At 71.7% G+C, this 22,952-nt stretch carries 20 protein-coding genes; 7 read left to right on the forward strand and 13 right to left on the reverse strand.

Translation table 11 applies throughout. The features are described 5' to 3' along the window. Nucleotides 1–612 precede the first annotated feature (612 nt). The 8 genes from pstB to mshD form a co-directional block, all read right to left on the reverse strand. The gene (gene pstB / locus DT019_RS24235; protein ID WP_114039013.1) at nt 613–1,389 is read right to left on the reverse strand and encodes a phosphate ABC transporter ATP-binding protein PstB; all 777 of its coding nucleotides are present in this window, start codon (nt 1,387–1,389) and stop codon (nt 613–615) included. A gap of 53 nt (nt 1,390–1,442) precedes the next feature. Continuing rightward, a complete protein-coding gene (gene pstA, locus DT019_RS24240; protein ID WP_114039014.1) occupies nt 1,443–2,519 on the reverse strand; it encodes a phosphate ABC transporter permease PstA in 1,077 nt (358 codons plus the stop codon). Nucleotides 2,520–2,571: 52 nt separating this feature from the next. Further along, on the reverse strand, nt 2,572–3,570 hold the full coding sequence (gene pstC / locus DT019_RS24245) for a phosphate ABC transporter permease subunit PstC (RefSeq protein ID WP_114039015.1): 999 nt from the start codon (nt 3,568–3,570) through the stop codon (nt 2,572–2,574). A gap of 134 nt (nt 3,571–3,704) precedes the next feature. Then, entirely contained in the window at nt 3,705–4,850 is a 1,146-nt protein-coding gene (gene pstS / locus DT019_RS24250) for a phosphate ABC transporter substrate-binding protein PstS (RefSeq protein WP_114039016.1), read from the reverse strand. Between the two features lie 269 nt (nt 4,851–5,119). Continuing rightward, complete coding sequence (locus DT019_RS24255; protein WP_114039017.1) at nt 5,120–5,548, reverse strand: NUDIX hydrolase; 429 nt, start codon at nt 5,546–5,548, stop codon at nt 5,120–5,122. Beyond that, entirely contained in the window at nt 5,545–6,552 is a 1,008-nt protein-coding gene (locus DT019_RS24260; protein ID WP_223279735.1) for a CHAD domain-containing protein, read from the reverse strand. The genes DT019_RS24255 and DT019_RS24260 overlap by 4 nt, the downstream gene beginning before the upstream one ends. Then, complete coding sequence (locus tag DT019_RS24265) at nt 6,539–8,809, reverse strand: RNA degradosome polyphosphate kinase (RefSeq protein ID WP_114039018.1); 2,271 nt, start codon at nt 8,807–8,809, stop codon at nt 6,539–6,541. Before DT019_RS24265 ends, DT019_RS24260 begins: the two co-directional genes overlap by 14 nt. A gap of 289 nt (nt 8,810–9,098) precedes the next feature. Next, nucleotides 9,099–10,022 carry a mycothiol synthase gene (gene mshD, locus DT019_RS24270; protein WP_114039019.1) on the reverse strand — a complete coding sequence of 308 codons (924 nt, stop codon included), beginning with the start codon at nt 10,020–10,022 and terminating at the stop codon, nt 9,099–9,101. 161 nt (nt 10,023–10,183) lie between these two features. Between mshD and DT019_RS24275 the strand changes: the two genes are divergently transcribed. Continuing rightward, nucleotides 10,184–11,992, forward strand: a complete 1,809-nt coding sequence (locus DT019_RS24275) for a bifunctional metallophosphatase/5'-nucleotidase (RefSeq protein ID WP_114039020.1) — start codon at nt 10,184–10,186, stop codon at nt 11,990–11,992. A 236-nt stretch (nt 11,993–12,228) separates the two neighbouring features. Here DT019_RS24275 and DT019_RS24280 read toward each other — a convergent pair whose 3' ends face one another. The 5 genes from DT019_RS24280 to DT019_RS24300 all read right to left on the reverse strand — a co-directional run bounded on the left by DT019_RS24280 (nt 12,229) and on the right by DT019_RS24300 (nt 17,700). Further along, nucleotides 12,229–13,638: a sensor histidine kinase gene (locus DT019_RS24280; RefSeq protein ID WP_388980609.1), complete on the reverse strand. Its 1,410-nt coding sequence runs from the start codon at nt 13,636–13,638 to the stop codon at nt 12,229–12,231. Continuing rightward, nucleotides 13,635–14,366, reverse strand: coding sequence for a response regulator transcription factor (locus DT019_RS24285; RefSeq protein WP_114039022.1), 732 nt, complete (start codon nt 14,364–14,366; stop codon nt 13,635–13,637). The genes DT019_RS24280 and DT019_RS24285 overlap by 4 nt, the downstream gene beginning before the upstream one ends. Before the next feature lie 93 nt (nt 14,367–14,459). Beyond that, nucleotides 14,460–15,716, reverse strand: a complete 1,257-nt coding sequence (locus DT019_RS24290) for a S1C family serine protease (RefSeq protein ID WP_114039023.1) — start codon at nt 15,714–15,716, stop codon at nt 14,460–14,462. A gap of 112 nt (nt 15,717–15,828) precedes the next feature. Beyond that, nucleotides 15,829–16,851 carry a LacI family DNA-binding transcriptional regulator gene (locus DT019_RS24295; protein ID WP_114039024.1) on the reverse strand — a complete coding sequence of 341 codons (1,023 nt, stop codon included), beginning with the start codon at nt 16,849–16,851 and terminating at the stop codon, nt 15,829–15,831. 81 nt (nt 16,852–16,932) lie between these two features. Then, complete coding sequence (locus DT019_RS24300; protein ID WP_114039025.1) at nt 16,933–17,700, reverse strand: response regulator transcription factor; 768 nt, start codon at nt 17,698–17,700, stop codon at nt 16,933–16,935. A 302-nt stretch (nt 17,701–18,002) separates the two neighbouring features. Between DT019_RS24300 and DT019_RS24305 the strand changes: the two genes are divergently transcribed. The 6 genes from DT019_RS24305 (at nt 18,003) to DT019_RS24325 (ending at nt 22,927) form a co-directional block, all read left to right on the forward strand. Further along, nucleotides 18,003–18,821 (forward strand): alpha/beta hydrolase, encoded by an 819-nt coding sequence (locus tag DT019_RS24305; RefSeq protein ID WP_114039026.1) that lies wholly within the window; start codon nt 18,003–18,005, stop codon nt 18,819–18,821. 33 nt (nt 18,822–18,854) lie between these two features. Then, on the forward strand, nt 18,855–19,109 hold the full coding sequence (locus DT019_RS24310; RefSeq protein WP_053729010.1) for a MoaD/ThiS family protein: 255 nt from the start codon (nt 18,855–18,857) through the stop codon (nt 19,107–19,109). A gap of 10 nt (nt 19,110–19,119) precedes the next feature. After that, nucleotides 19,120–20,337: a hypothetical protein gene (locus DT019_RS24315; protein ID WP_114039027.1), complete on the forward strand. Its 1,218-nt coding sequence runs from the start codon at nt 19,120–19,122 to the stop codon at nt 20,335–20,337. 134 nt (nt 20,338–20,471) lie between these two features. Next, entirely contained in the window at nt 20,472–21,221 is a 750-nt protein-coding gene (locus tag DT019_RS24320) for a DUF2993 domain-containing protein (protein ID WP_189389892.1), read from the forward strand. A 637-nt stretch (nt 21,222–21,858) separates the two neighbouring features. After that, nucleotides 21,859–21,939, forward strand: a complete 81-nt coding sequence (locus tag DT019_RS41105) for an Ms5788A family Cys-rich leader peptide (protein ID WP_350751515.1) — start codon at nt 21,859–21,861, stop codon at nt 21,937–21,939. A 142-nt stretch (nt 21,940–22,081) separates the two neighbouring features. Further along, nucleotides 22,082–22,927 (forward strand): sulfurtransferase, encoded by an 846-nt coding sequence (locus tag DT019_RS24325; RefSeq protein ID WP_114039028.1) that lies wholly within the window; start codon nt 22,082–22,084, stop codon nt 22,925–22,927. Nucleotides 22,928–22,952: the final 25 nt, after the last annotated feature.

Below are 22,952 nucleotides of genomic sequence, written 5' to 3' on the forward strand. Positions count from 1 at the left end.
TTCGGCTGGCGACCGTGCGTGGTTGTTCGCGCAGTTCCCCGCGCCCCCGGCAGGGTTGCTGCCGGACACCCTGCATTCGTGAGACCCGCCTTCGTCCGCGGACCGTGCCCGCTTCTCGCGCAGTTCCCCGCGCCCCTAACTGCACCGGTGCTGGCCAGCACCGGGCACCTCAGCCCGTCATGGGGGTCCCCCCTGGCCCTTAAGGCCTTGGGGGAGTTTGAGGACGAGCGCCGTTCAGGCGCGAACGGGGTGTGGGGGCGGAGCCCCCGCCGGGGTTCGAGGGGCGGAGCCCCTCGGGGGGTCTGGGGCGCAGCCCCAGGGGCCGGACCATCCAACCCCGCGCAACGGGCGGGCGGGTGGGCAGGCCCGCCGGGGTCCGAGGGGCGGAGCCCCTCGAGGGGGTTTGGGGGCGCAGCCCCCAAGGCTCAGCCATCCACCCCCCGCACGGGCGGGCGGGTGGGAAAACCCCCGGGGTCTGGGGCGGAGCCCCAGGGGGCGGCTCCAACCGGCGTAACCGAAAAGTGGGCCCGCCCCCTGGTTCGCAAGGGGCGGGCCCGTCGTCTTGCGGTGGCACCGCCATGCAGCACCGCAGACGTCTGGGGGAGGCGGGGCCTAGCCGAAGCGGCCCGAGATGTAGTCCTCCGTGGCCTGGACGGACGGGTTGGAGAAGATCCGCTCGGTCTCGTCGATCTCGATGAGCTTGCCGGGCTGGCCGACCGCCGCGAGGTTGAAGAAGGCCGTACGGTCCGAGACACGCGCGGCCTGCTGCATGTTGTGCGTCACGATGACGATCGTGAAGCGCTCCTTGAGCTCGCCGATCAGGTCCTCGATCGCGAGGGTGGAGATCGGGTCGAGGGCGGAGCACGGCTCGTCCATGAGCAGGACGTCCGGCTCCACGGCGATGGCCCGCGCGATGCACAGACGCTGCTGCTGGCCGCCGGAGAGACCCGAACCGGGCTTGTTGAGGCGGTCCTTGACCTCGTTCCAGAGGTTCGCGCCCTTGAGCGACTTCTCGACGACGTCGGCCAGTTCGTTCTTCTTGAACTTGCCGTTCAGCCGCAGCCCCGCCGCCACGTTGTCGAAGATCGACATCGTGGGGAACGGGTTGGGGCGCTGGAAGACCATGCCGACCGTACGGCGCACGGCCACCGGGTCGACCGCGGAGCCGTACAGGTTCTCGTCGTCCAGGAGCACCTTGCCCTCGACCCGGCCGCCGGGGGTCACCTCGTGCATGCGGTTGAGGGTGCGCAGGAACGTGGACTTGCCGCAGCCGGACGGGCCGATGAAGGCGGTCACCGAGCGCGGCTCGACCGTCATCGAGATGTCGTCGATCGCCTTGTGGGCGCCGTAGTAGGCGGAGAGGCCCGATACGTCGATTCGCTTGGCCATAACAATCACTGCTTCTTTCGAGCGTGCGAGAAGGGGTCGCTGAGATGGCCGCGTCAGCGACCGTGCTTGGGGGCCTTCCAGCGGGCGATGCCGCGAGCCACCAGGTTGAGGATCATGACGAAGGCGATCAGGACCAGGGCGGCGGCCCAGGCGCGGTCGTACGACGCGTCGCTGCCGACCCGGTACTGCTCCCAGATGTAGAAGGGGAGCGAGGACTGAGCACCCGCGAAGGGGTTCGTGTTGATCAGCTGGCTGCCGAAGACGAGCAGCATGATCGGGGCGGTCTCACCGGCGATGCGGGCGATGGCGAGCATGACGCCCGTGGTGATGCCGCCGATCGCGGTCGGGATGACCACCTTCAGGATGGTGCGCCACTTCGGTACGCCCAGGGCGAGGGAGGCCTCGCGCAGCTCGTTCGGGACGAGCTTGAGCATCTCCTCGGTGGAGCGGACCACGACCGGCATCATCAGGATCGCGAGGGCGAGCGAGCCCATGAACCCGGACGGCTGGAGGTCGAACATCAGCATCAGGGTCAGGATGAAGAGCCCGGCCACGATGGACGGGATGCCCGTCATGACGTCGACGAAGAAGGTGACGGCCCGGGCGAGGGCGCCCTTGCCGTACTCCACCAGGTAGACCGCGGTGAGCAGGCCGAGCGGCGCGGAGATCAGGGTGGCCAGGCCCACCTGCTCCAGGGTGCCGATCAGCGCGTGGTAGACGCCGCCGCCCGGCTCGAAGCCGGGGACACCGGCCATCGAGTGGGACAGGAAGTATCCGTTGAGGACCCGGGTGCCGCGGCTGATGGTCGTCCAGAGCAGCGAGAACAGCGGGATCACGGCGAGGACGAAGCAGACCCAGACCAGGGAGGTCGCCACCCGGTCCTTGGCCTGCCGCTTGTTCTCGACGGCCGAGGTGACCGCGTACGAGACGAGGATGAAGAGCAGGGCCGCGATCAGGCCCCACTGGACCTTGCTCGACAGGCCGAAGGCGAGGCCGATCCCGACGGCGAGGGCGATCGCGACGAGCGCGAAGGCGGCGCCGGCCCAGCGGGGCAGGGCGCGGTGGCTGAGGCTGCCCCTGCCGGGGGCCGGAGCGGCCGGCCGGGCGTCCTGAACGGCTGCGTGGCTCATGCGAGGCTCCCTTCGGGGGCTGCGGTACGGAGGCTGCGGGAAGGCACGGTGCTCATGCGTTGGCTCCCGAGTACTCCTTGCGGCGCGCGATGATCATGCGTGCGGCGCCGTTGACCAGCAGGGTGAGCACGAAGAGGACCAGGCCGGAGGCGATCAGCGCGTCCCGGCCGAGCTGGTTGGACTCGTCGAACTTCGCGGCGATGTTCTGCGCGAAGGTGCCGCCGCCCGGGTTGAGCAGGTGCAGCGAGACGATGTAGCTCGGGGAGAGGACCGTGGCGACGGCCATGGTCTCGCCGAGCGCGCGGCCCAGGCCCAGCATCGAGGCGGAGATCACGCCCGAGCGGCCGAAGGGCAGCACCGAGAGGCGGATGACCTCCCAGCGGGTCGCGCCGAGGGCCAGGGCGGCCTCCTCGTTCATGCGCGGGACCTGGAGGAACACCTCGCGGCTGACGCTGGTCACGATCGGCAGGATCATGATCGCGAGCAGGATGCCGACGGTGAAGATGGAGCGGGCGACGCCGACCTCGGTCTTCTCGAAGACGTAGGTCCAGCCCAGGTAGGTGTCGAGCCACTCGTTGAAGCCGCCGAGGTAGGGCACGAGGAACAGGGCGCCCCAGATGCCGTAGACGATCGACGGGACGGCGGCGAGCAGGTCGACGACGTACGCGAGCGGCGCGGCCAGCTTGCGCGGCGCGTAGTGCGAGATGAACAGGGCGATGCCGACGGCGATCGGGACCGCGATGGCCATCGCGACGACCGAGCTGACGACGGTGCCGAAGAGCAGGACGGCGATGCCGAACGCGGGGGGGCTGCCGGCCGGGTTCCAGTCGAAGGTGGTCAGGAAGTTGCCCTGGTCCTTCGAGATCGCGATGCCGGCCCGGACACTGAGGAAGACGGCGATGGCCGCCATGACGACGAGCAGGAAGATGCCCGAGCCCCGCGAGAGTCCGAGGAAGATCTTGTCGCCCGCGCGGCCGGTGGACTGCTTGCGGCGCGCTGCCGGGGCGGGAGCGGGAGGTGGTGGGGTGTCCGTTGCTATGGAAGAAGCCATGATCTTTCCGGTCTGTGGGCGGGGCCCGAGGGTCCCTGGCGGCGGTGCACCGGATGGTGTGCGGCGGGGGCCGGATCGGGGCCCCCGCCCCACGCGAGCCGTCGGGTCTTCGGCCCGGCGGCTCAACTGGTCTGCTACTGGAGCTCGTTGATGGTCGAGACGACCTTGGAGTTGATCTCGGCCGGGATGGGCGCGTAGCTGGCGTCGGTGAGCAGCTTCTGCCCGTCGGCGCCGGCGGCGTAGGAGAGGAAGGACTTGACCGTGCCGAGGGTGGCCGGCTTGTTGCCCTTGTCGCAGACGACCTCGTACGTCACGAGGACGATCGGGTAGGCGTTGTCGGCCTTGGTCGTGTAGTCCAGCTTCAGCGCCAGGTCCTTGCCGGTGCCGGCGATCTTCGCGGCGGCGATGGCGGTGGAGGCGTTGGCGGAGCTGGCCTTGACCGGGGCGGACGCGCCGGTGTTGATGTCGACGGTCTTGATCGACTGCGAGGAGGCGTACGAGAGCTCGAAGTAGCCGATCGCGCCGTTGGTCTGCTTGACCTGGGCGGCGACGCCGGCCGAGCCGGACGCGGCCTGGCCGCCGGGCGCGGCCCACTTCTTGGCGGGCGCGTACGACCAGTCGGCCTTGGCCGTGGCGCTGAGGTACTTGGTGAGGTTCTCGGTGGTGCCGGAGTCCTCGGAGCGGTGGAAGGCCTGGATCGCCAGGTCGGGGAGCTTGGCGCTCGGGTTCAGCTTGGCGATGGCCTCGTCGTTCCACTTGGTGATCTTGCCGTTGAAGATCTTCGCGAGCGTCGAGGCGTCCAGGACGAGGTTGTCGACGCCCTCCACGTGGAAGCCGATCGCGATCGGGCCGCCGACCATGGGCAGGTTGATGCCCTGGCCGCCGCCGGTGCAGACCTTCTTGGAGTCCTCCACCTGCTGGGCGTTGAGCGGGGAGTCGGAGCCGGCGAAGCCGACCGTGCCCTGGGTGAAGGCGACGATGCCTTCGCCGGAGGACGAGGACTTGTAGTTGATCTGCGCGTCCTTGCAGGCCGCCATGTAGTTCTTGACCCACAGGTCCATGGCGTTCTTCTGCGCGGAGGAGCCGGAGGCCAGGAGCTGGCCCTTGGCGCCGTCGCACTTCACGTTGGAGGCGGCCCCGGTGGTCTTGTCGCCGCTGCCGCCCGTGCTCCCGCCGCCGCTGTTGTTGTCGCTGCCGCACGCCGTGAGGGCCAGGGCGCTGGACACGGCGATGACGCCGAGGGCGGTGGCGCGGAGCCGGTTCTTGCGCTGAAGCTTCACTTTCGGGTGTTCCTTCCGGGAGCCGCCGGTTTCCGTTCGTTGTACGGCGGCGTGCGTGGTGAGGCGGTGAGGGCGGGATGCCGTGCACCGTGTAAGGCCGAAATTAGGCAGAACAGGTGAAGCGGTCGACGGGGGAGAGTTAACGGAAGGTGAACCGTGGCGGGCAGTGCGGTGCCGACCGTTACCGGTTCGTGTTCAGGTGGCATACGGAAACGGCTCCGCGCCCGGGGAACACCGCGGCGGGCCCGGATTCCGGCGGCGCCGCGGGGTCAGGCGGAGTGGAGCGCGTCGAGGAGCGCGAGGACCAGCTGGCGGTCGCGGGGCTCGGTGAGGCGGTGGTGGGCGGCCGCGGGGGGCAGCCAGAGCAGCCGGTCGACCTCGGAGTTCGAGCGGAAGCGGCCCTCGCCCGCCTCGGCGGCCCAGTAGTCCACCCGCTTGGGGCGGCCCTGGCCGTCGGTGTAGTGCACGGTGGGCAGCGCGGCGCCGGGCGTGCACTGGTGCCCGGTCTCCTCCAGCACCTCGCGCAGCGCGCCCGCGAGCGCGTCCTCGCCCCGCTTCAGCTTGCCCTTGGGGTGGGACCAGTCGTCGTACTTGGGCCGGTGGACGAGGCAGACCTCCAGCCCGCCGTCCCCCCAGGGGGAGCGGCGCCACAGGACGCATCCCGCGGCGAGGACGGTTCCGTCGGGTGCGGTACTCATGGGGCGGCCGTGGTGGCCGGGGGTGCGGTGCTCACCGCCACAGGCTGCCAGACCCGCTGGAAGGCGAAGCGGGCCGCCTCCACGTCGTGCCGCTGGTCGGCGTGGAGCACCCCGAGCGCGTACGCCGTGGCCGGGGCGATCCGCGGGGTGCGGGCCGCCGCCGAGGCGGCGGCCGCGGCCTCGGCGGCGTCCCGGTGCCGGTCGAGGGCGCGCCCGGCGGCGAGCAGGCGCTCGCAGGGAGCCGTGTCGCCGAGCCCGTGGCGCAGCACCTCCTGGGCGTACCGGTGCAGCCGCAGGAGCAGCCGGACCTGGTGCCAGGGGCTGTCCTGGCTCTCGCTCTCCTGGACCAGTGCCTCCGCGTTGTACGGGCGGGCGGCGCGGGCCAGCGGCAGCGCGGCCACCGCCCGCTCCAGGCGGTCCTCGGCGTCCAGGGCCGCGGGCGTGAGCACCTCGCAGGCGTGGGTGGCGGCCGCGGACGTCAGCGGCACCTCGCTGGCCAGCAGCGCGACCGCGTCCGCCACGGCGTGGAACCGGGAGGAGCCGAGCGCCTGGAGCGCCGCCGAGTGGGCCCGGGTGCGGGCCAGCGTCAGCTGCCGGTCGAGCAGCGCGCCCGCCCGGGCGGCGCCCACCGTGAGGCTGCCCGCGTCCCCGCGCTGCGGCGGCACCTGGCTGCCGGAGAGCCGGTGCAGGGCGTCCAGGAGCCGGGTGAGCCGGGCGGCGGTGGCGTGCTCGCCCGCCAACGTGCCGGACAGCCACGCCAGTTCGGTGCGCAGCGGGTCGGCCCACGCCGCGTCGAGCAGCGGGCGGAAGGTGTGCAGGGTGCCGCTGATGCGGCGGGCGGCCGCGCGCAGGGCGCGGGCGGCCTCCTCGCTGGTGTGGTTGTCGGGCCCCGCCTCGCGGTGGAGGCGGAGACTGCGCAGGAATTCCCCCGCCTGCGCGTGGAGGTAGGGGGCCAGGACCTCGCCCGCCAGCTCCTGTCCGGCGATGTTCTCAGGGCGTTGCACGCCGGCGCCTCCGGGCGTCTATCAGCATCTCCTGTACGTTGCGCAGCGGCTGTCCCTCGGCGTCGGTCGAGTGCCGGGTCCAGTTCCCGTCGGCGCCCAGGTGCCAGGACGAGGTCGTGTCCGACATCCCGGTCTCCAGGAGCCGGCTCAGGGCCGCGCGGTGGGCCGGGTCGGCGACCCGGACCAGTGCCTCGATGCGTCGGTCGAGGTTGCGGTGCATCATGTCGGCGCTGCCGAACCAGACTTCGGGCTCGCCGCCGTTGCCGAAGGCGAAGACCCGCGAGTGCTCCAGGAAGCGGCCGAGGATCGAACGGACCCGGATGTTCTCCGAGAGGCCGGTCACCCCCGGGCGTACGGCGCAGATGCCGCGTACCCAGATGTCGACCGGTACGCCCGCCTGGGAGGCCCGGTAGCAGGCGTCGATGACGGCCTCGTCGACCATCGAGTTGACCTTGATGCGGACGTAGGCGGGCCGCCCGGCGTGCTGGTGGGCGATCTCCTTGTTGATCCGCGAGACCAGGCCGTCCCGCAGGGACTTGGGGGCGACCAGCAGCCGCCGGTAGGTCTCCCGGCGGGAGTACCCGGACAGCCGGTTGAAGAGGTCCGAGAGGTCGGCGCCGACCTGCGGGTCGGCGGTCAGCAGCCCCAGGTCCTCGTAGAGGCGGGCCGTCTTGGGGTGGTAGTTGCCGGTCCCCACGTGCGAGTAGCGGCGCAGCGTGTCGCCCTCCTGGCGCACCACCAGGGAGAGCTTGCAGTGCGTCTTGAGGCCGACGAGCCCGTAGACCACGTGGCAGCCGGACTCCTCCAGCTTGCGCGCCCACTTGATGTTGGCCTGCTCGTCGAAGCGGGCCTTGATCTCGACGAGGACGAGCACCTGCTTGCCCGACTCGGCCGCGTCTATCAGCGCGTCCACGATCGGTGAGTCGCCCGAAGTCCGGTACAGGGTCTGCTTGATGGCCAGCACGTCCGGGTCGGACGCGGCCTGTTCCAGGAAGGCCTGCACCGAGGTGGAGAACGAGTCGTACGGGTGGTGGAGCAGGACGTCGCGCTCGCGGACGGCGGCGAAGATGTCGGGCGCGGAGGCGGACTCGACCTCGGCGAGGTCGCGGTGGGTGCCCGCGACGAACTTGGGGAACTTCAGCTCCGGCCGGTCGAGCGCGGAGATCCCGAACAGGCCGGTCAGGTCGAGCGGGCCGGGCAGCGGGTAGACCTCGGCGTCCGAGATCTTCAACTCCCGTACGAGCAGGTCGAGTACGTACGGGTCGATGGACTCCTCGACCTCCAGGCGCACCGGCGGGCCGAAGCGGCGCCGCATGAGTTCCTTCTCCAGGGCCTGGAGCAGGTTCTCGGCGTCGTCCTCCTCGACTTCGAGGTCCTCGTTGCGCGTCACCCGGAACATGTGGTGCGCGAGCACCTCCATGCCGGGAAAGAGCTCCTCCAGGTGTGCCGCGATGACGTCCTCCAGCGGCACGTAGCGCTGCGGCGAGGCCTCAAGGAAGCGAGAGAGCAGCGGCGGGACCTTCACCCGCGCGAAGTGGCGGTGGCCCGAGACCGGGTTGCGCACCACCACGGCGAGGTTGAGCGAGAGCCCCGAGATGTACGGGAAGGGGTGCGCGGGGTCCACGGCCAGCGGGGTCAGGACCGGGAAGATCCGCTGCCGGAACAGGGTGAAGAGGCGGGCCTGCTCCTTCTCGGTGAGCTCCGGCCAGCGGATCAGGTGGATGCCGTCGTCGGCCAGGGCGGGCGCCACGTCCTGCTGGTAGCAGGCGGCGTGCCGGGCCATGAGCTCGCGCGAGCGCGTCCAGATCAGGTCCAGGACCTCGCGCGGCTGGAGACCGGAGGCGGAGCGGGTGGCGACGCCGGTGGCGATGCGGCGCTTGAGTCCGGCCACCCGGACCATGAAGAACTCGTCCAGGTTCGAGGCGAAGATCGCCAGGAAGTTGGCCCGTTCGAGCAGCGGGGTCGCCGGGTCCTCGGCGAGCTCCAGAACGCGCTCGTTGAACGCGAGCCAGCTGCGTTCGCGGTCCAGGAAACGGCCCGAGGGAAGCTCGTCGCCCTCGCCCTCGCTCTCGTCCTCGTAGGCGTCCAGGTCCGCGTCGATGTCCGGCTCCAGGGCGATGGGGGCCCCTCCCTGCTCGAACGAAGTTGAGAGCTCGGGGGAGGCGGCCGCGAGGGTGTGCGGCCGGTGCGCGGCTATGGAGCCGACGGACGGCTGGGCGGGCTGGAGCGGGACCTCGGCGCTGGGCTGCTGGCTCATGTCCCCATTGTTCCGCGCGTCGGGGCTGTCCAGCGCGTCGGAGAGGGCGGGGGTCAGGGCCCGGGGGGTTCTCGCGGGGGGAACTGTTCCGTTCCGGGTGGCGGGCGCCGGCGGCTTCATTACGCGAGCGTCGCAAGCGTGTCTGAATGGCTGGTTACGAGGACATGACGTAAGGGCAAGCGAACCCCGGCCCCCGGGCGTCGCCCAGGGGGCCGGTCGGCCGGTCGGCCCGTCTGCGGGGCGCGGCCACCAGCATGCGGCGGCCCGCCGGGCCGGGGCAAGGGGCGGGTCAGGACTCCGCGCGGTACATCAGGTCGACCTCGTGCGTGGTGAAGCCGAGGCGCTCGTACACCGTGACGGCCGCCGTGTTGTCGGCGTCGACGTACAGCATCGCGGTGGGCAGGCCCTCGGCGGCGAGGTGGCGCAGGCCCGTCGCGGTCAGCGCCTTGCCGAGGCCGCCGCCCTGCGCGTCGGGCCGGATCCCGACGACGTACACCTCGCCGAGCCGCTCCTCGGCGTGCACCTTGGTCCAGTGGAAGCCGACGAGTTCGCCGTCCTTCTCCGCGAGGAAGAAGCCCTTCGGGTCGAACCACGGCTCGGCCTTGCGGTCGTCCAGGTCGCGCTGGGTCAGCGAGCCCTGCTCGGGGTGGTGCGCGAAGGCGGCCGCGTTCACCGCGAGCCAGGCCGCGTCGTCCTCGCCCGGCGTGAACGTGCGCACGGTGACGCCCTCGGGCCAGACGGGCTCGGCGATGTCGAGCGGGCTCAACGGGCGCCGCAGCTGGCGCAGTTCGCGGAACAGGGTCAGGCCCAGAACCTGGGCGAGGTGGCGGGCCGCCGAGTGGCCGCCGTGCGCCCACACCCGCAGCCGCTTGCCGGTCGCGCCGAGCAGCGCGCTGCCGAGCGCGCGGCCGTGCCCGTGGCCCCGGTACGCGGGGTGCACCACCAGCTCGGCGGCGGGCGCCTCCACCGGGTCGGTGTCCTCCAGCTGGGCGTACCCGACCAGCGCATCGCCCACCGTCAGCAGGAAGTGCCGCACGCCGTCGCGGCGGCCCCCGCGCAACTGGAGCCGCCCCTGCTCGGAAACGGCCTGCTGCCCGTCGCCGCGGGCGGCTTCGGCGAGGAGGCCGAGGACGGCCTGCGCCTGGGAGTGACTGAGCTCGTCGAGCGTCTGGATCTCACGGGTGGACGGGGCGGGGGCGGCTGCGTCTGTCATGCCTACGAGAGTACGGCGGGGGGCCTCGCGGCCGGGGTGGGCCGGGCGTCCGCGATCAACGGCAACCAGCTCGTGACCCGCCACCCCCTGTTGCGCTACGCGCGTTGACCATAGGCTGCGCCGGGAATTCACCGGACACTCACAGGGGACTCAAAGACCAGATGCCAGCGAAACCCCACATGAAGCGTGCCGCCACACGAATGTGGGCGGGGGCCGCCGGACTTGCCACCGTCGGAGCGCTCGTCGCCGCGATGCCGGCCGACGCGCACGACCACGGGCACCACCCGAAGCCGGACCGCACCGTCGACGTACAGCTGCTGTCCTTCAACGACCTGCACGGCAACCTGGAGCCCCCGGCCGGATCGGCGGGCGCGGTGACGGAGCGTCAGGCGGACGGGATCACCAAGTCCGTTCCGGCGGGCGGCATGGAGTACCTCGCCACCTCGCTGCGCACCGCCCGCCAGGGCCACCCGTACTCGATCACCGCGGCCGGCGGCGACATGATCGGCGCGAGCCCCCTGCTCTCCGGGCTCTTCCACGACGAGCCGACCATCGAGGCGCTCAACAAGCTGAAGCTGGACGTCACGGCCGTGGGCAACCACGAGTTCGACGAGGGTGCCACCGAGCTCGCCCGGATGCAGCACGGCGGCTGCCACCCGACCGAGGGCTGCTACGAGAAGGGCAAGAAGTTCCGCGGCGCCGACTTCCCCTACCTCGCGGCCAACGTGACGAGCGAGAAGACCGGCAGGCCGATCCTCAAGCCGTACACGGTGTGGCGGAAGAACGGCGTCAAGATCGGCTTCATCGGCGTGACCCTGAAGGGCACCCCGAACGTCGTGACCGCGGCCGGGGTCAAGGGCCTCAAGTTCGCGGACGAGATCGAGACGATCAACAAGTACGCCAAGGAACTGGACCGCCAGGGCGTCAAGTCGATCGTCGCGCTGATCCACGAGGGCGGCATGCCGTCCACCAACGCGTACAACGACAGCTGCGACAGCCAGGGCCCCGGCAGCGGGATCTCCGGGCCCATCGTCGACATAGCCAAGGGCGTCTCGCCCAAGGTGGACGCGCTCATCACCGGCCACACCCACCAGGCGTACGTGTGCACCATCCCGGACCCGGCGGGCAACCCGCGCATGGTCACCTCGGCGGCCTCCTTCGGCAAGCTGTACACCGACACGACGCTCACCTACGACCGGCGCACCAACGACATCGTGCGTACGGCGGTGAAGTCGCCGAAGTCCGCGAACCACATCGTCCGCCGGGACCAGCCCAAGGCCGCCGACATGTCCGAACTGATCGCCCGCTGGGGCAAGTTGGCGGCGCCGGTGGCCAACCGGCCGCAGGGCTACATCTCCGCCGACATCAACGGCCGCGGCTCCGACGCCCCCGAGAAGCCGCTCGGCGACCTGATCGCCGACGCCCAGCTGGCGGGTCTCTCCGCGCCGGACAAGGGCGGCGCGCAGATCGCCTTCATGAACCCGGGCGGCATCCGCTCCGACCTCGTGTACAAGGCGTCCGGCGGTGAGGGCGACGGGGTCGTGACGTACGGCGAGGCCTTCACGGTGCAGCCCTTCACCAACATGATGAACGTGGTCGACCTGACCGGCGCGAAGATCATCTCCGCCCTTCAGCAGCAGGTCAGCGGCCCGAACCAGGCCGACCCGAAGATCCTCCAGGTCTCGAAGGGCCTGACCTACACCCTGGACATGACGAAGTCGGGGGCGGCCCGGGTGCTGACCGACACGGTGAAGCTGAACGGGGTGCCGCTCGACCCCGCGAAGACCTATCGCGTAGCCATGAACGAGTTCCTCGCCGGGGGCGGGGACGGGTTCCCGGCGCTGGTCGGCACGAACAAGGTCGTCGGGGCGTCGGACCTCGACGTCTTCGACGCGTACCTGACGGCGAACTCGTCGCCTTCGAACCCGCTGGCTCCGCCGGCTTCGGGACGCATCACCGTGCTGAAGTAGCGGCGCCCTGCGCCGCGTTGAGGGGGCGGGCCTTTTTCGGCCCGCCCCCCTTCGTGTCTTCTGCCACTCCGTGCCGGGCGCTTTCGGCACTCCGTGCCGGGGTTCGACTGCGGCCCGGTGGGGGCTGGTCGCGCGGTTCCTCGCGCCCCTCACCCCTTGTCCGCCGCGGGCCGTGCGTGGCTGGTCGCGCGGTTCCCCGCGCCCCTGGCCGCCTAATCCGCCGCGGGGTTTCGGGTTCAGGGGGTTTCTGGGGGTGGGGTTGGGGCGCCTGGGAGGGTGATGGTGGCCAGGGTGCCGCCGCCCGTGGCCGCGGCCAGGGTGACCTGGCCGCCCGCGTGCTGGACCGTGCGGGCCACGATGGACAGCCCCAGACCGGAGCCGGGCAGGGCCCGCGCCGACGGAGAGCGCCAGAAGCGTTCGAAGACGTGCGGGAGCTCCTCGGCGGGAATGCCGGGCCCCTGGTCGCGGACCGTCAGGACCCCGCGGTCCAGGGCCACCGTGATCGTGCCACGGGGCGGACTGAACTTCACCGCGTTGTCGAGCACGTTCACCACCGCCCGCTGCAACGCCGCCGGCTCGGCCCGTACGTACCAGGGCGCGAGCTGTGCCGTGATCGTCAGCTCGGGCCCGCGCAGCCGCGCCCGGTCGAGCGCGACCCGGGTGATGTCGTGCAGGCCGACCACCTCCAGCGGACCCTCGCGCACCGCGTCCGGCCGGGACAGCTCCTGCAAGTCCCCGATGAGGGAGGCCAGTTCGGACATCTGGGCCGTCACGGACGTCATCAGCGCCTTGCGGTCGGCGGGCGGGATGGCCCGCCCCGTCTCGTCGCTGCGGGCGAGCAGCTCGATGTTGGTACGCAGCGAGGTGAGCGGCGTGCGCAGCTCGTGCCCGGCGTCCGCGATGAGCTGCGCCTGCCGGTCCCGGGAGGAGGCGAGCGCGGCGGTCATCGCGTTGAACGAGCGCGAGAGCCGGGCGATCTCGTCCTCCCCCTCGACGGGGATGCGGACGGTGAGGTCCTCGGTCCGCGCCACGTGCTCGACGGCCCCGGTCAGCTTGTCCACGGGCCGCAGCCCGGTCCGCGCGACCCAGAGCCCGGCGGCACCGGCCGCGACCACGCCGATGCCCGCGAGGCCGGTCAGCAGGAGGGCGAGGCGATTGAGCGCGGAGTCGACCTCGGTGAGCGGCCGGGACAGCGAGACGGTGGCCCACCTGCCGTCGAAGTCCTGACGCTGGGTGTGCACCCGCACGTCCATCCCGCCGTCGGTCGTGCTGCTGTGCAGGGCTTCGGCCTTCAGGCTGAGGCTGCGGGCCACCGCGATGTCCTGGGGCGTGACCCGTACGGCCGGGGAGTCCGGAGCCACACAGCGGGTGCCGTCCGGCAGGACGACCTGGATGTAGGCGAACGGCTTCTTCCCCGGCGGCAGATTGCCCTCCGACAGACAGGACTGGAGCGCGGCCTGCACCAGGCTGGTGGGGGCGCTGGTGTTGCGCAGCGTGGTGTCGAGCTCGGCGCGCAACTGGGCCCGGGTCAGCAGCCAGCAGGTGACGGCGACCGCGGCCACCGCGACCGCGACCGCCGTCGCGACCAGCATGGCCAGCCGGGACCGCAGCGGCATCGCGTGGTACCGGCGCAGTGCTCGGTTCACTCCGCGCCGCCCGGCCGCAGGGCGTACCCCACGCCCCGCACCGTGTGCACGAGGCGGGGCTCGCCGCCCGCCTCCGTCTTGCGGCGCAGGTACATCACGTACACGTCGAGCGAGTTGGACGACGGCTCGAAGTCGAAGCCCCAGACCGCCTTGAGGATCTGCTCACGGGTGAGCACCTGCCGGGGGTGGGTCAGGAACATTTCGAGCAGGGTGAACTCGGTGCGGGTCAGTTCCACCACGCGGTCGCCGCGGGTGACCTCGCGCGTGGAGAGGTCCATCCTGAGGTCCGCGAAGCTGAGGACGTTCCCGGCGTCCTGCCCGGCCGCCCCCGCGTCGACGGCGTACGAGCTGCGGCGCAGCAACGCCCGGATGCGGGCGAAGAGTTCGTCGAGCTCGAACGGCTTGACCAGGTAGTCGTCGGCGCCCGCGTCGAGCCCGGTGACGCGGTCGCCGACCGTGTCGCGCGCCGTCAGCATCAGGATGGGCGTGGTGGAGCCCGCCGCGCGCAGCCGGCGGGCCGCGGTGAGCCCGTCCATCCTCGGCATCTGGATGTCGAGCACGATGAGCTCGGGCCGGTAGGCCTCCGCCTTGGCGAGGGCGTCGAGGCCGTCCACGGCGACCTCGGTGCCGTATCCCTCGAAGGCGAGACTGCGTTGCAGCGCCTCGCGGACGGCGGGCTCGTCGTCGACGATCAGGATGCGCTGCGTTTCGTCCTCGGCGGGGCTCATGAGCGGGTTCCTTCTTCTGCTTCGTGCGGCTCGGTGAACATCAGCCTCGCATGTGGACGGTGCGGCGCGGGGCGGCTCGCTGCCCCGCGCGGATCAGTAGCTGCCGCCGAAGCCGCCGCCGCTGTTCCCGCCCTGGCTGCTGTCGCCGCCGCCGGTGTTCGCGCCGCCGCTGCCGCCGCCCCGCAGGCTGGCGAGGTCGGACTTGACGGTGTTGATCGGGATGGCGAAGCCGAGCCCGACACTGCCCGCCGTCGAACCGCCCTGGCCGCTCGAACTCGGCGAGTACATCGCGGAGTTGATGCCGATGATGTTGCCGTTCATGTCGATGAGCGCGCCGCCGGAGTTGCCGGGGTTGAGCGAGGCGTCGGTCTGGAGCGCCTTGTACGTGGTCTTCGACGAGCCGGTGTCGCCGTTGAACTGCTGCCCGCCGAACTCGAACGGCCAGCCGCCGCTGCCGCGACCCTGCCCCTGACCCTGGTTGCCCTGCTCCTTGGCGACGGTGACGTCGCGGTCGAGGGCGGAGATGATGCCGGAGGTGACGGTGCCGGTGAGACCCTCGGGGGAGCCGATGGCGACGACCTGGTCGCCGACCGCGATCTTGCCGGAGTCGCCGAGACTGGCGGGCTTGAGGCCGCTCGCCCCGTCCAGCTTGATCAGCGCGAGGTCCTTGTCGGGGTCGGTGCCGACGACCTTGGCGGTGTAGCTCTTGCCGTTGCTGAGCTTCACCTTGACCGAGGTCGCCCCCGAGATGACGTGGTTGTTGGTGATGATCTCGCCCTTGGACGTGATGATCACGCCCGCGCCGGTCGACTCGCCCGAGCCGGACGCCGCGTTGATCTCGACGATGCTCGGCATGACGGCCTTGGCGACGCCGGAGACCGTGCCGTTGGTGCTGTTGGACGCGTTGGTGCCGCTCACCCCGGCGCTGACACTGCTGCCGTTGTCGGACACGTAGTGCTCGACGAGGCTCGCGGTGCCGCCGCCTATCGCCGCCGCGATGATGGCGACCGCCGCGAGGAGGCCGACCGAGCGCTTGGCGCGCCTGGGCCGGGGGGCGCCCGCCGCACCGCCGGCGGGGTGGGCGGTCCCGCCGCCGTCACCGCCGCCGTGGAACCCGGCGACCCCGGGCTCGGCGTGGGCGGCCGGGGCGCCCGGCCACACGGTGGTGCCGGGGCCGGTGGTCACCGGGGTGGTCGGCTGGTACGGGGGCGGCGGCGGATAGGCGGCCGCGTAGGCCTCGGCCTCTCGCCGCGCGTCGTCCTTGGCTCGCTGCCAGGACTCGTCCGCGGAGGCGGAGTGCTGAGGCTGCTGCTCGGGGTACTCGCCGCTGTGGCGGGGGCTCTCGGTCATGTCTATGACCTTCGCGAGCCTTCATGAGAGCAGTCTGAGGACCACTTAAGAAGCCCGGCAGAACCGTGTTTGCCCGAAATAAAGGCGCCTCGCGCGGCGCCGGGCGGACGGCTCAGCCGCAGCCGCAGGACCGGCGCACGACCAGCCGCGAGGGGAACTGCTTGAGGCGTTCGCGGCGCGAGCCCGCCACCCGCAGCCCGTCGTCCAGGACCAGGTCCACCGCGGCCCGCGCCATCGCGGGCCGGTCGGAGGCGATCGTGGTGAGCGGCGGATCGGTCAGGGCCGCCTCCTTCACGTCGTCGAAGCCCGCCACGGCGAGCTCGCCCGGCACGTCGATGCGCAGCTCGCGGGCGGCCCGCAGCACGCCGATCGCCTGGTCGTCGGTGGCGCAGAAGATGGCGGGCGGCCGCTGCGGCCCGGCGAGGATCTCCAGCGCCACCTGGTAGGCGTCGTACCGGTTGTACGGGGCCTGGAAGAGGCGGCCTTCGAGGGAGCGGCCGGACTCCAGCATGGCCCGGCGCCAGCCCTCGACGTGGTCGGCCACCGGGTCGCCGACCGCCGGGGTCGACTCGATGCCGCCGAGGCAGGCGACGTACTCGTGGCCGTGTTCGAGCAGGTGGCGGGTGGCGAGCTGGGCGCCGCCGATGTCGTCGGTCACCACCGCCACGTCGTCGATCGCCTCGGGCCGCTCGTGCAGCAGCACCACCCGGGCGTCCCACGCGTCGATCTCGGCCGCGGCCCGCTCGCTGGGGCCCTGGCTGACCAGGATCAGCCCGGCGACCCGCATGCCGAGGAAGGCCCGCAGATAGTGGACCTCGCGGTCGTCGATGTAGTCGGAGTTGCCGACCAGGACCATTTTCCCGCGCTCGGACGCCGCCTGCTCGACCGCGTGCGCCATCTCCGCGAAGAACGGCTGGCGGGCGTCCGGGACGATCATTCCTATGAGGTCGGTGCGCCGCGAGGCCATCGCCTGGGCGACCCGGTCGGGCCGGTACCCCAGCTCCTTGATCGCGGCGAGGACACGCTCGCGCGTGGCCGGGGCGACCGGCCGGGGTCCGTTGTTGATGACGTAACTGACGACGGCGGTCGAAGTACCCGCAAGTCGTGCCACGTCGTCCCGCGTCACCTTGGCCACGCGCGGCAGTCTACGCGGGGTGACCCCCCTCTGGGCAGGCCGTATCGCAGGTCGTACCCCAGGCGTGATCTACCGTTCGGGTTACGACTTCGAGGAGCGCGCCGCCGCTTCCTTCGCCTCGGCGGTGGCCGCGTCCACGACCGCCTTCGCCTTGGCGTCCTCGGCCGAGCGCTCGGGCTTCTCGGGCGTCACGAAGCGGTAGCCGACATTGCGGACGGTGCCGATCAGCGACTCGTGCTCGGGGCCGAGCTTGGCCCGCAGCCGCCGTACGTGCACATCGACGGTGCGGGTGCCGCCGAAGTAGTCGTAGCCCCAGACCTCCTGGAGCAGCTGGGCTCGGGTGAAGACCCGGCCCGGGTGCTGGGCGAGGTACTTGAGCAGCTCGAACTCCTTGAAGGTCAGGTCGAGGACCCGCCCCTTGAGCTTGGCGCTGTAGGTGGCCTCGTCCACGGAGAGGTCGCCGTTGCGGATCTCCATGGGGGAGTCGTCCGAGGTGGCCTGCGCCCGGCCGGTGGCGAGCCGCAGCCGCGCCTCGACCTCGGCCGGCCCCGCGGTGTCGAGCAGCACGTCGTCGATGCCCCAGTCGGCGGTGACGGCGGCCAGACCGCCCTCGGTCACGACCAGGACCAGCGGGCAGCCCGGACCGGTGGAGCGGAGCAGCTGGCACAGCGACCGCACGTGCGGCAGGTCGCGGCGGCCGTCGATCAGGATGACGTCGGCACCCGGGGTGTCGACGAGCGCGGGCCCCTCGGCGGGGGCCACCCGGACGGTGTGCAGGAGCAGGCCGAGCGCGGGCAGCACCTCCGTCGACGGCTGGAGGGCGTTGGTCAGGAGCAGCAGAGAGCTCATCGCGACCCTCCCCCGGGCTTTCGGCTTCGATCGAGCGGGGGATGCCCCCATGCCCGGGTCGTCCGTTTCGGGTCCTGCTCGGTTCGCTCGCCCATAACGTCGGTTCCTCCTCGGTCCCTGCGGAGGGGGGTCCCCCTGCTCCGGGAGAGCTCGGGGGCGTTGCGGCACTGCTTCGTACATGTCAGGACCCGGCTGCGGATCCCTTGTGAGCGTTTGTTCACCCGTCCGTAACAACGACCGGGAAACACAAAAGGACCCGGGGGCTACGGTGCCCGGATCCTCTGCCTAGGAGAATAGCCCACATGAATGCCGGGGCAGAGGACCGATTTCACACTTCAGCTGTTTCCTCGATCACTCCCGGACCCCGGCGCGCCATCCTGCGTACGTCGGACGGTGTCCGGATCGAGGCGGTTTACGAGCCCTGCGCGCGGGGCGCCGCCGACACCGCGATCGTGGTCGCGCACGGGTTCACGGGATCGGCCGACCGGCCCGCAGTGCGCCGGGCCGCGGGGGTGTTCGCGCAGTACGCGGCCGTGATCACCTTCTCGTTCCGCGGGCACGGGCGGTCCGGCGGGCGCTCGACCGTCGGCGACCGCGAGGTGCTCGACCTCGCTGCGGCCGTGGAGTGGGCGAGATCACTCGGGTACGCACGGGTGGTGACCGTCGGCTTCTCGATGGGCGGCTCCGTGGTGCTGCGGCACGCGGCGACCCATCAGGGGGGAGCACGGGGGCGCACCGAAGCAGTGGCGGCGGTCAGCGCGCCCGCCCGCTGGTACTACCGGGGCACGGCCCCGATGCGGCGGGTGCACTGGCTGGTGACCCGGCCCGCCGGGCGGCTCGTCGGCCGCTTCGGCTTCGCGACGCGCATCCACACCGAGGACTGGGACCCGGTGCCGCTGTCGCCCGTCGAGGCGGTCCCGCTGATCGCGCCCACCCCGCTGCTCATCGTGCACGGCGACCGCGACCCGTACTTCCCGGTGGACCACCCGCGGATGCTGGCGGCAGCCGGACCTGCGCAGTTGTGGCTCGAGCCGGGCATGGGGCACGCCGAGAACGCGGCCGACGACGAACTGCTCGGGCGGATCGCGGGCTGGCTCATCGCCGCGCGGCCCGCCGCGTAGCCCATCATGGAGGGCGACGAAAGGAGCCACACCATGGCAGCGGGAACCATCCGCTTCTGGGCCGCGGCCAAGTCCGCCGCCGGTGTCGGCGAGGAGCCGTACGCCGCCGGGACACTGGCCGAGGCCCTCGACGCGGTGCGCGAACGGCACCCCGGAGAGCTCACGCGCGTACTGCAGAGGTGTTCGTTCCTGGTCGACGGTGACCCCGTCGGGAAGCGGAACCATGAGACCGTACGCCTTGCCGAGGGCGGCACGGTCGAGGTGCTCCCGCCGTTCGCAGGAGGGTGACCCCCACGTCATGAGCGAGCAGTACCCGTATCAGCAGCAGCCCCAGTACGACCAGTACGGGCAGCCCGTGCAGCCCCAGCCGCCGTTCCCGTACGAGCCGTACCAGGACCAGCAGCAGTACACGCAGACCTGGGAGGGGCAGACCTGGGACACCCAGTACCAGCCCACGATCCCGCCCGTGCAGCAGCCCGCGGAGCCCGCGCCGCGCCGGGGGCGCCACGCGCAGCCCGCGCCCGACCAGCCCTGGCAGGAGAGCGCGGCCGACGCGGCGTACGCGGCCGACACGGCCTACCTGCCGCCGCAGAGCGCCCCCCGGCACGGCCCGGGGACCGCCTCGGTGCCGCTGCCGCCGGAGGTCCCGATGGCGCCCGCGCCCGCCCCGGCGCCGGTGTACGAACCGGCCGCGGCCCCGGCGTCCGCGCCCGCCGACGGCCCGGCGTACAGCTCGCCCACCACCGTCGGCAACACCCGCATCACCGACGCCCAGCGCGCCCGTGCCGAGGGCCGGTCGCCGATCATCGCGCCCGGGATGCGGCCCGCCGCGCTCACCGCCGTGCTCGCCCTGCTGCTCGCGGTGGCCGCGCCCGTCGGCCCCTACGCGCTCGCCGTGCCGCTCGTCCTCCTCCAGGCCGTCACGGCCGCGGGCTGGTTCCGGCTCAACGGCATGTGGCCGGCCCGCCAGGGCATCGCGCTCGCCTTCGCGGGCGGCCTCGTCGCGGACGTCGCCCTGCTGGCGCTCGGACGTGAGGACGCGCCCGCCGCGATCCTGGGCACGCTCGGGGTCTGGGTGCTGCTCACGCTCGTCCTCCAGTTGCGTTCGCACGCCGACCCCGACGAGCGGATGTACGGCCTGATGGCGACCGTCGCCTCGGCGGCCCTCGCGATCCTGGCCGGCGGATTCCTCGCGGCGCCGCCGCACGCGGTGTCCGTCGGCGCCGCCGCGGTGGCCGTCGCCGCCCTCGCGCGGGCGCTGCCGCTGCCGTCGGCCGCCTCGGTCGTGGTCGCGCTGCTCGCGGCGGCGGGCGTGGGCATCGCGGTGGGCGGCCTTGTCGGCATCGGCGCGAGCGGCGCCCTGCTCGGCCTCGCGGCCGGGGGCTGCGCGCTGATCGGGCTGCGGGTGGCCTCGTACGACTACCCGTCCCGGTTCGTCCACATGACGGCGGGCGTCGCCCTGCCGCTGACCGCGGCCGTCCCTGTGCTGTATCTCATCGGTCGCGCCGTGGCGTAGGGAACCGCGGTTAGGGTCGAGATCGTCATTCCGGAGGATCAATCACTGAAGACCGATCTTCCGGATCTTCGGCTTCGAAGACATGATCGACGACATCGAGGGTCGACGGCCGACCGGTGGGGGACACGTAGGCAATGCGCGCACTGCGAATACTTCTGATCATCGCGATCGTTCTCGGCGGCATCTTCGTCGCCGCGGACCGCATCGCGGTGAACATCGCCGAGTCCAAGACGGCCGACAAGATCAAGAGCAGCCAGCGGCTCAGTTCGACGCCGGATGTCAGCATCAAGGGCTTCCCCTTCCTGACCCAGGTGGTCGCCAAGGAGCTGGACGAGGTCGACGTCTCGCTGTCCGGGGTCACCGCGACGGCCGGGGGCCACTCGGTCAACGTCACCGAGGTGACGGCCGAGCTGCACGCCGTGAAGATCGACAGCAGCTTCTCCTCGGCGGTGGCTGGGCGGGCCGAGGGTGCGGCGCAGATCTCGTACGCGGACCTGTCCAAGGCCGCGCCCAAGGGGGCGACGGTCGGCTACGCCGGTGCGGACCGGGCGGCCAAGGGCCAGGTCAAGGTGACCGGCCCGCTCACCGACCTCCTGGAGGGCCAGGGCGTGTCGCTGCCCGCCCCGGTCAAGGCGCTGCTCCAGGGACGGACGGTGTCGGCGTACAGCACGGTGAGTCTGAACGGGTCGGGGTCGGTGCAGTTGCGGGCGGAGGCTCTGCCGAAGCTGCCGGTGCCGGGGTTTGAGCAGCGGTTGCGCAAGGCGGTCGACTACGACCTGAAGATCGACGGGATGCCGTCGAGCATCAAGCTGAACAAGGTCACGGCCACGGAGGCCGGGCTCCGCTTCTCGGGAGAGGGCACGGAGGTCCGCCTGGCGGGCTGAGTCCCCCACCCCGCTGTGACCCTCCGGGGCTCCGCCCCAGACCCCGTTTCGCGCCTGAACGGCGCTCGTCCTCAAACGCCGGACGGGCTGAGGTTGCCCATGCGGGCCAGCACGATGCCGCCAAGGGGCGCGGGGAACGGCGCGATAAGCCCCGCACGGTCCGCAGGCGCCCTGGGGCTCCGCCCCAGACCCCGTGTCGCGCCTGAACGGCGCTCGTCCTCAATCGCCGGACGGGCTGAAGATGCCCGTGCGGGCCAGCACGATGCCGCCAAGGGGCGCGGGGAACGGCGCGAGGAGCGGGCACGGTCCGCAGGTGAACGAGGGTTTTGGGGGCGCGGGGAACTGCGCGAGGGGGTACGCACGGTCCGCAGATCGAAGGGGGTTTTGGGGGCGCGGGGAACTGCGCGAGGGGGTACGCACGGTCTGCGGGCGAGGGTGTTGAGAGGCCCGGGCGGGGCCGTGGGTGCCGGATAGTGAGACGGGGTGTCCGGTGGGCAGGAGGCCGGGCCCGGAGGGCGACGGCGGGGAGGGGCCCGCGGGCCCCGGAGGACGCCCACGTACCAGCATGCGGATGATCGAGTCTCAGCATGCGACACACCGGTGACACGCCCCGGTATGCGTCCCTACGATCGGACGCATGAAGCGACAGGCGGACCTCACGAAGCGGCGGGCAGTAGACCTGTGCCGCGTCGCCGCCATGCTCTGTCGCCCCTTCTGAGCGGGACGCTCAACTCCCGCATTCCCCGGGCCACTTGGCCTCCCTCAGGCCGCCCAGGCCCACCCCGTGCCGCGTACGCGCGCCGCAGACGCGTACCCGCACACCTGCACCGCCCCCGCAGACTGCCCCGGAGGAGAAGAACATGAGCCGCAGCGACGTCCTGGTAGACGCCGACTGGGTCGAGGCCCACATCGACGACCCGAAGGTCGCCATCGTCGAGGTCGACGAGGACACCTCGGCGTACGAGAAGAACCACATCAAGAACGCGATCCGGATCGACTGGACCAAGGACCTCCAGGACCCGGTCCGCCGCGACTTCATCGACCAGGAGGGCTTCGAGAAGCTCCTCTCGGCCAAGGGCATCGCCAACGACACCACCGTCGTCCTCTACGGCGGCAACAACAACTGGTTCGCCTCGTACGCCTTCTGGTACTTCAAGCTCTACGGTCACCAGGACGTGAAGCTCCTCGACGGCGGCCGCAAGAAGTGGGAGCTCGACTCCCGCGACCTGGTGGACGGCGACCAGGTTCCCAGCCGCCCGGCCACCCAGTACAAGGCCAAGCCGCAGGACGCCTCCATCCGCGCCTTCCGCGACGACGTCGTGAACGCGATCGGCACCAAGAACCTCGTCGACGTGCGCTCGCCCGACGAGTTCTCCGGCAAGCTGCTCGCCCCGGCCCACCTCCCGCAGGAGCAGTCGCAGCGCCCGGGCCACGTCCCGTCCGCCCGCAACATCCCGTGGTCGAAGAACGCCAACGACGACGGCACCTTCAAGTCGGACGAGGAGCTCAAGGCCCTCTACGAGGCCGAGCAGGTCGACCTCGCGAAGGACACCATCGCGTACTGCCGCATCGGTGAGCGCTCGGCCCTGACCTGGTTCGTGCTGCACGAGCTGCTCGGCCAGACCAACGTCAAGAACTACGACGGTTCGTGGACCGAGTACGGCTCCCTCGTCGGCGTGCCGATCGAGCTCGGCGCCAACAAGTAACCCGCGCAGCCCCCAGCCGTACCAG

The organism is Streptomyces sp. SDr-06, from assembly GCF_003324565.1.
Classification (GTDB): domain Bacteria; phylum Actinomycetota; class Actinomycetes; order Streptomycetales; family Streptomycetaceae; genus Streptomyces.

Excerpts from the sequence above, each read along its gene's own strand:
- DT019_RS24310 (WP_053729010.1), top strand. The coding sequence starts at position 18,855 with ATGGCAGCGGGAACCATCCGCTTCTGGGCCGCGGCCAAGTCCGCCGCC.
- DT019_RS24320 (WP_189389892.1), top strand. The coding sequence starts at position 20,472 with ATGCGCGCACTGCGAATACTTCTGATCATCGCGATCGTTCTCGGCGGC.
- DT019_RS24325 (WP_114039028.1), top strand. The coding sequence starts at position 22,082 with ATGAGCCGCAGCGACGTCCTGGTAGACGCCGACTGGGTCGAGGCCCAC.
- DT019_RS24305 (WP_114039026.1), top strand. The coding sequence starts at position 18,003 with ATGAATGCCGGGGCAGAGGACCGATTTCACACTTCAGCTGTTTCCTCG.
- mshD (WP_114039019.1), bottom strand. The coding sequence starts at position 10,022 with ATGACAGACGCAGCCGCCCCCGCCCCGTCCACCCGTGAGATCCAGACG.
- DT019_RS24265 (WP_114039018.1), bottom strand. The coding sequence starts at position 8,809 with ATGAGCCAGCAGCCCAGCGCCGAGGTCCCGCTCCAGCCCGCCCAGCCG.
- DT019_RS24255 (WP_114039017.1), bottom strand. The coding sequence starts at position 5,548 with ATGAGTACCGCACCCGACGGAACCGTCCTCGCCGCGGGATGCGTCCTG.
- DT019_RS41105 (WP_350751515.1), top strand. The coding sequence starts at position 21,859 with ATGAAGCGACAGGCGGACCTCACGAAGCGGCGGGCAGTAGACCTGTGC.
- pstB (WP_114039013.1), bottom strand. The coding sequence starts at position 1,389 with ATGGCCAAGCGAATCGACGTATCGGGCCTCTCCGCCTACTACGGCGCC.
- DT019_RS24315 (WP_114039027.1), top strand. The coding sequence starts at position 19,120 with ATGAGCGAGCAGTACCCGTATCAGCAGCAGCCCCAGTACGACCAGTAC.
- DT019_RS24300 (WP_114039025.1), bottom strand. The coding sequence starts at position 17,700 with ATGAGCTCTCTGCTGCTCCTGACCAACGCCCTCCAGCCGTCGACGGAG.
- DT019_RS24285 (WP_114039022.1), bottom strand. The coding sequence starts at position 14,366 with ATGAGCCCCGCCGAGGACGAAACGCAGCGCATCCTGATCGTCGACGAC.
- DT019_RS24290 (WP_114039023.1), bottom strand. The coding sequence starts at position 15,716 with ATGACCGAGAGCCCCCGCCACAGCGGCGAGTACCCCGAGCAGCAGCCT.
- pstC (WP_114039015.1), bottom strand. The coding sequence starts at position 3,570 with ATGGCTTCTTCCATAGCAACGGACACCCCACCACCTCCCGCTCCCGCC.
- pstA (WP_114039014.1), bottom strand. The coding sequence starts at position 2,519 with ATGAGCCACGCAGCCGTTCAGGACGCCCGGCCGGCCGCTCCGGCCCCC.
- DT019_RS24275 (WP_114039020.1), top strand. The coding sequence starts at position 10,184 with ATGCCAGCGAAACCCCACATGAAGCGTGCCGCCACACGAATGTGGGCG.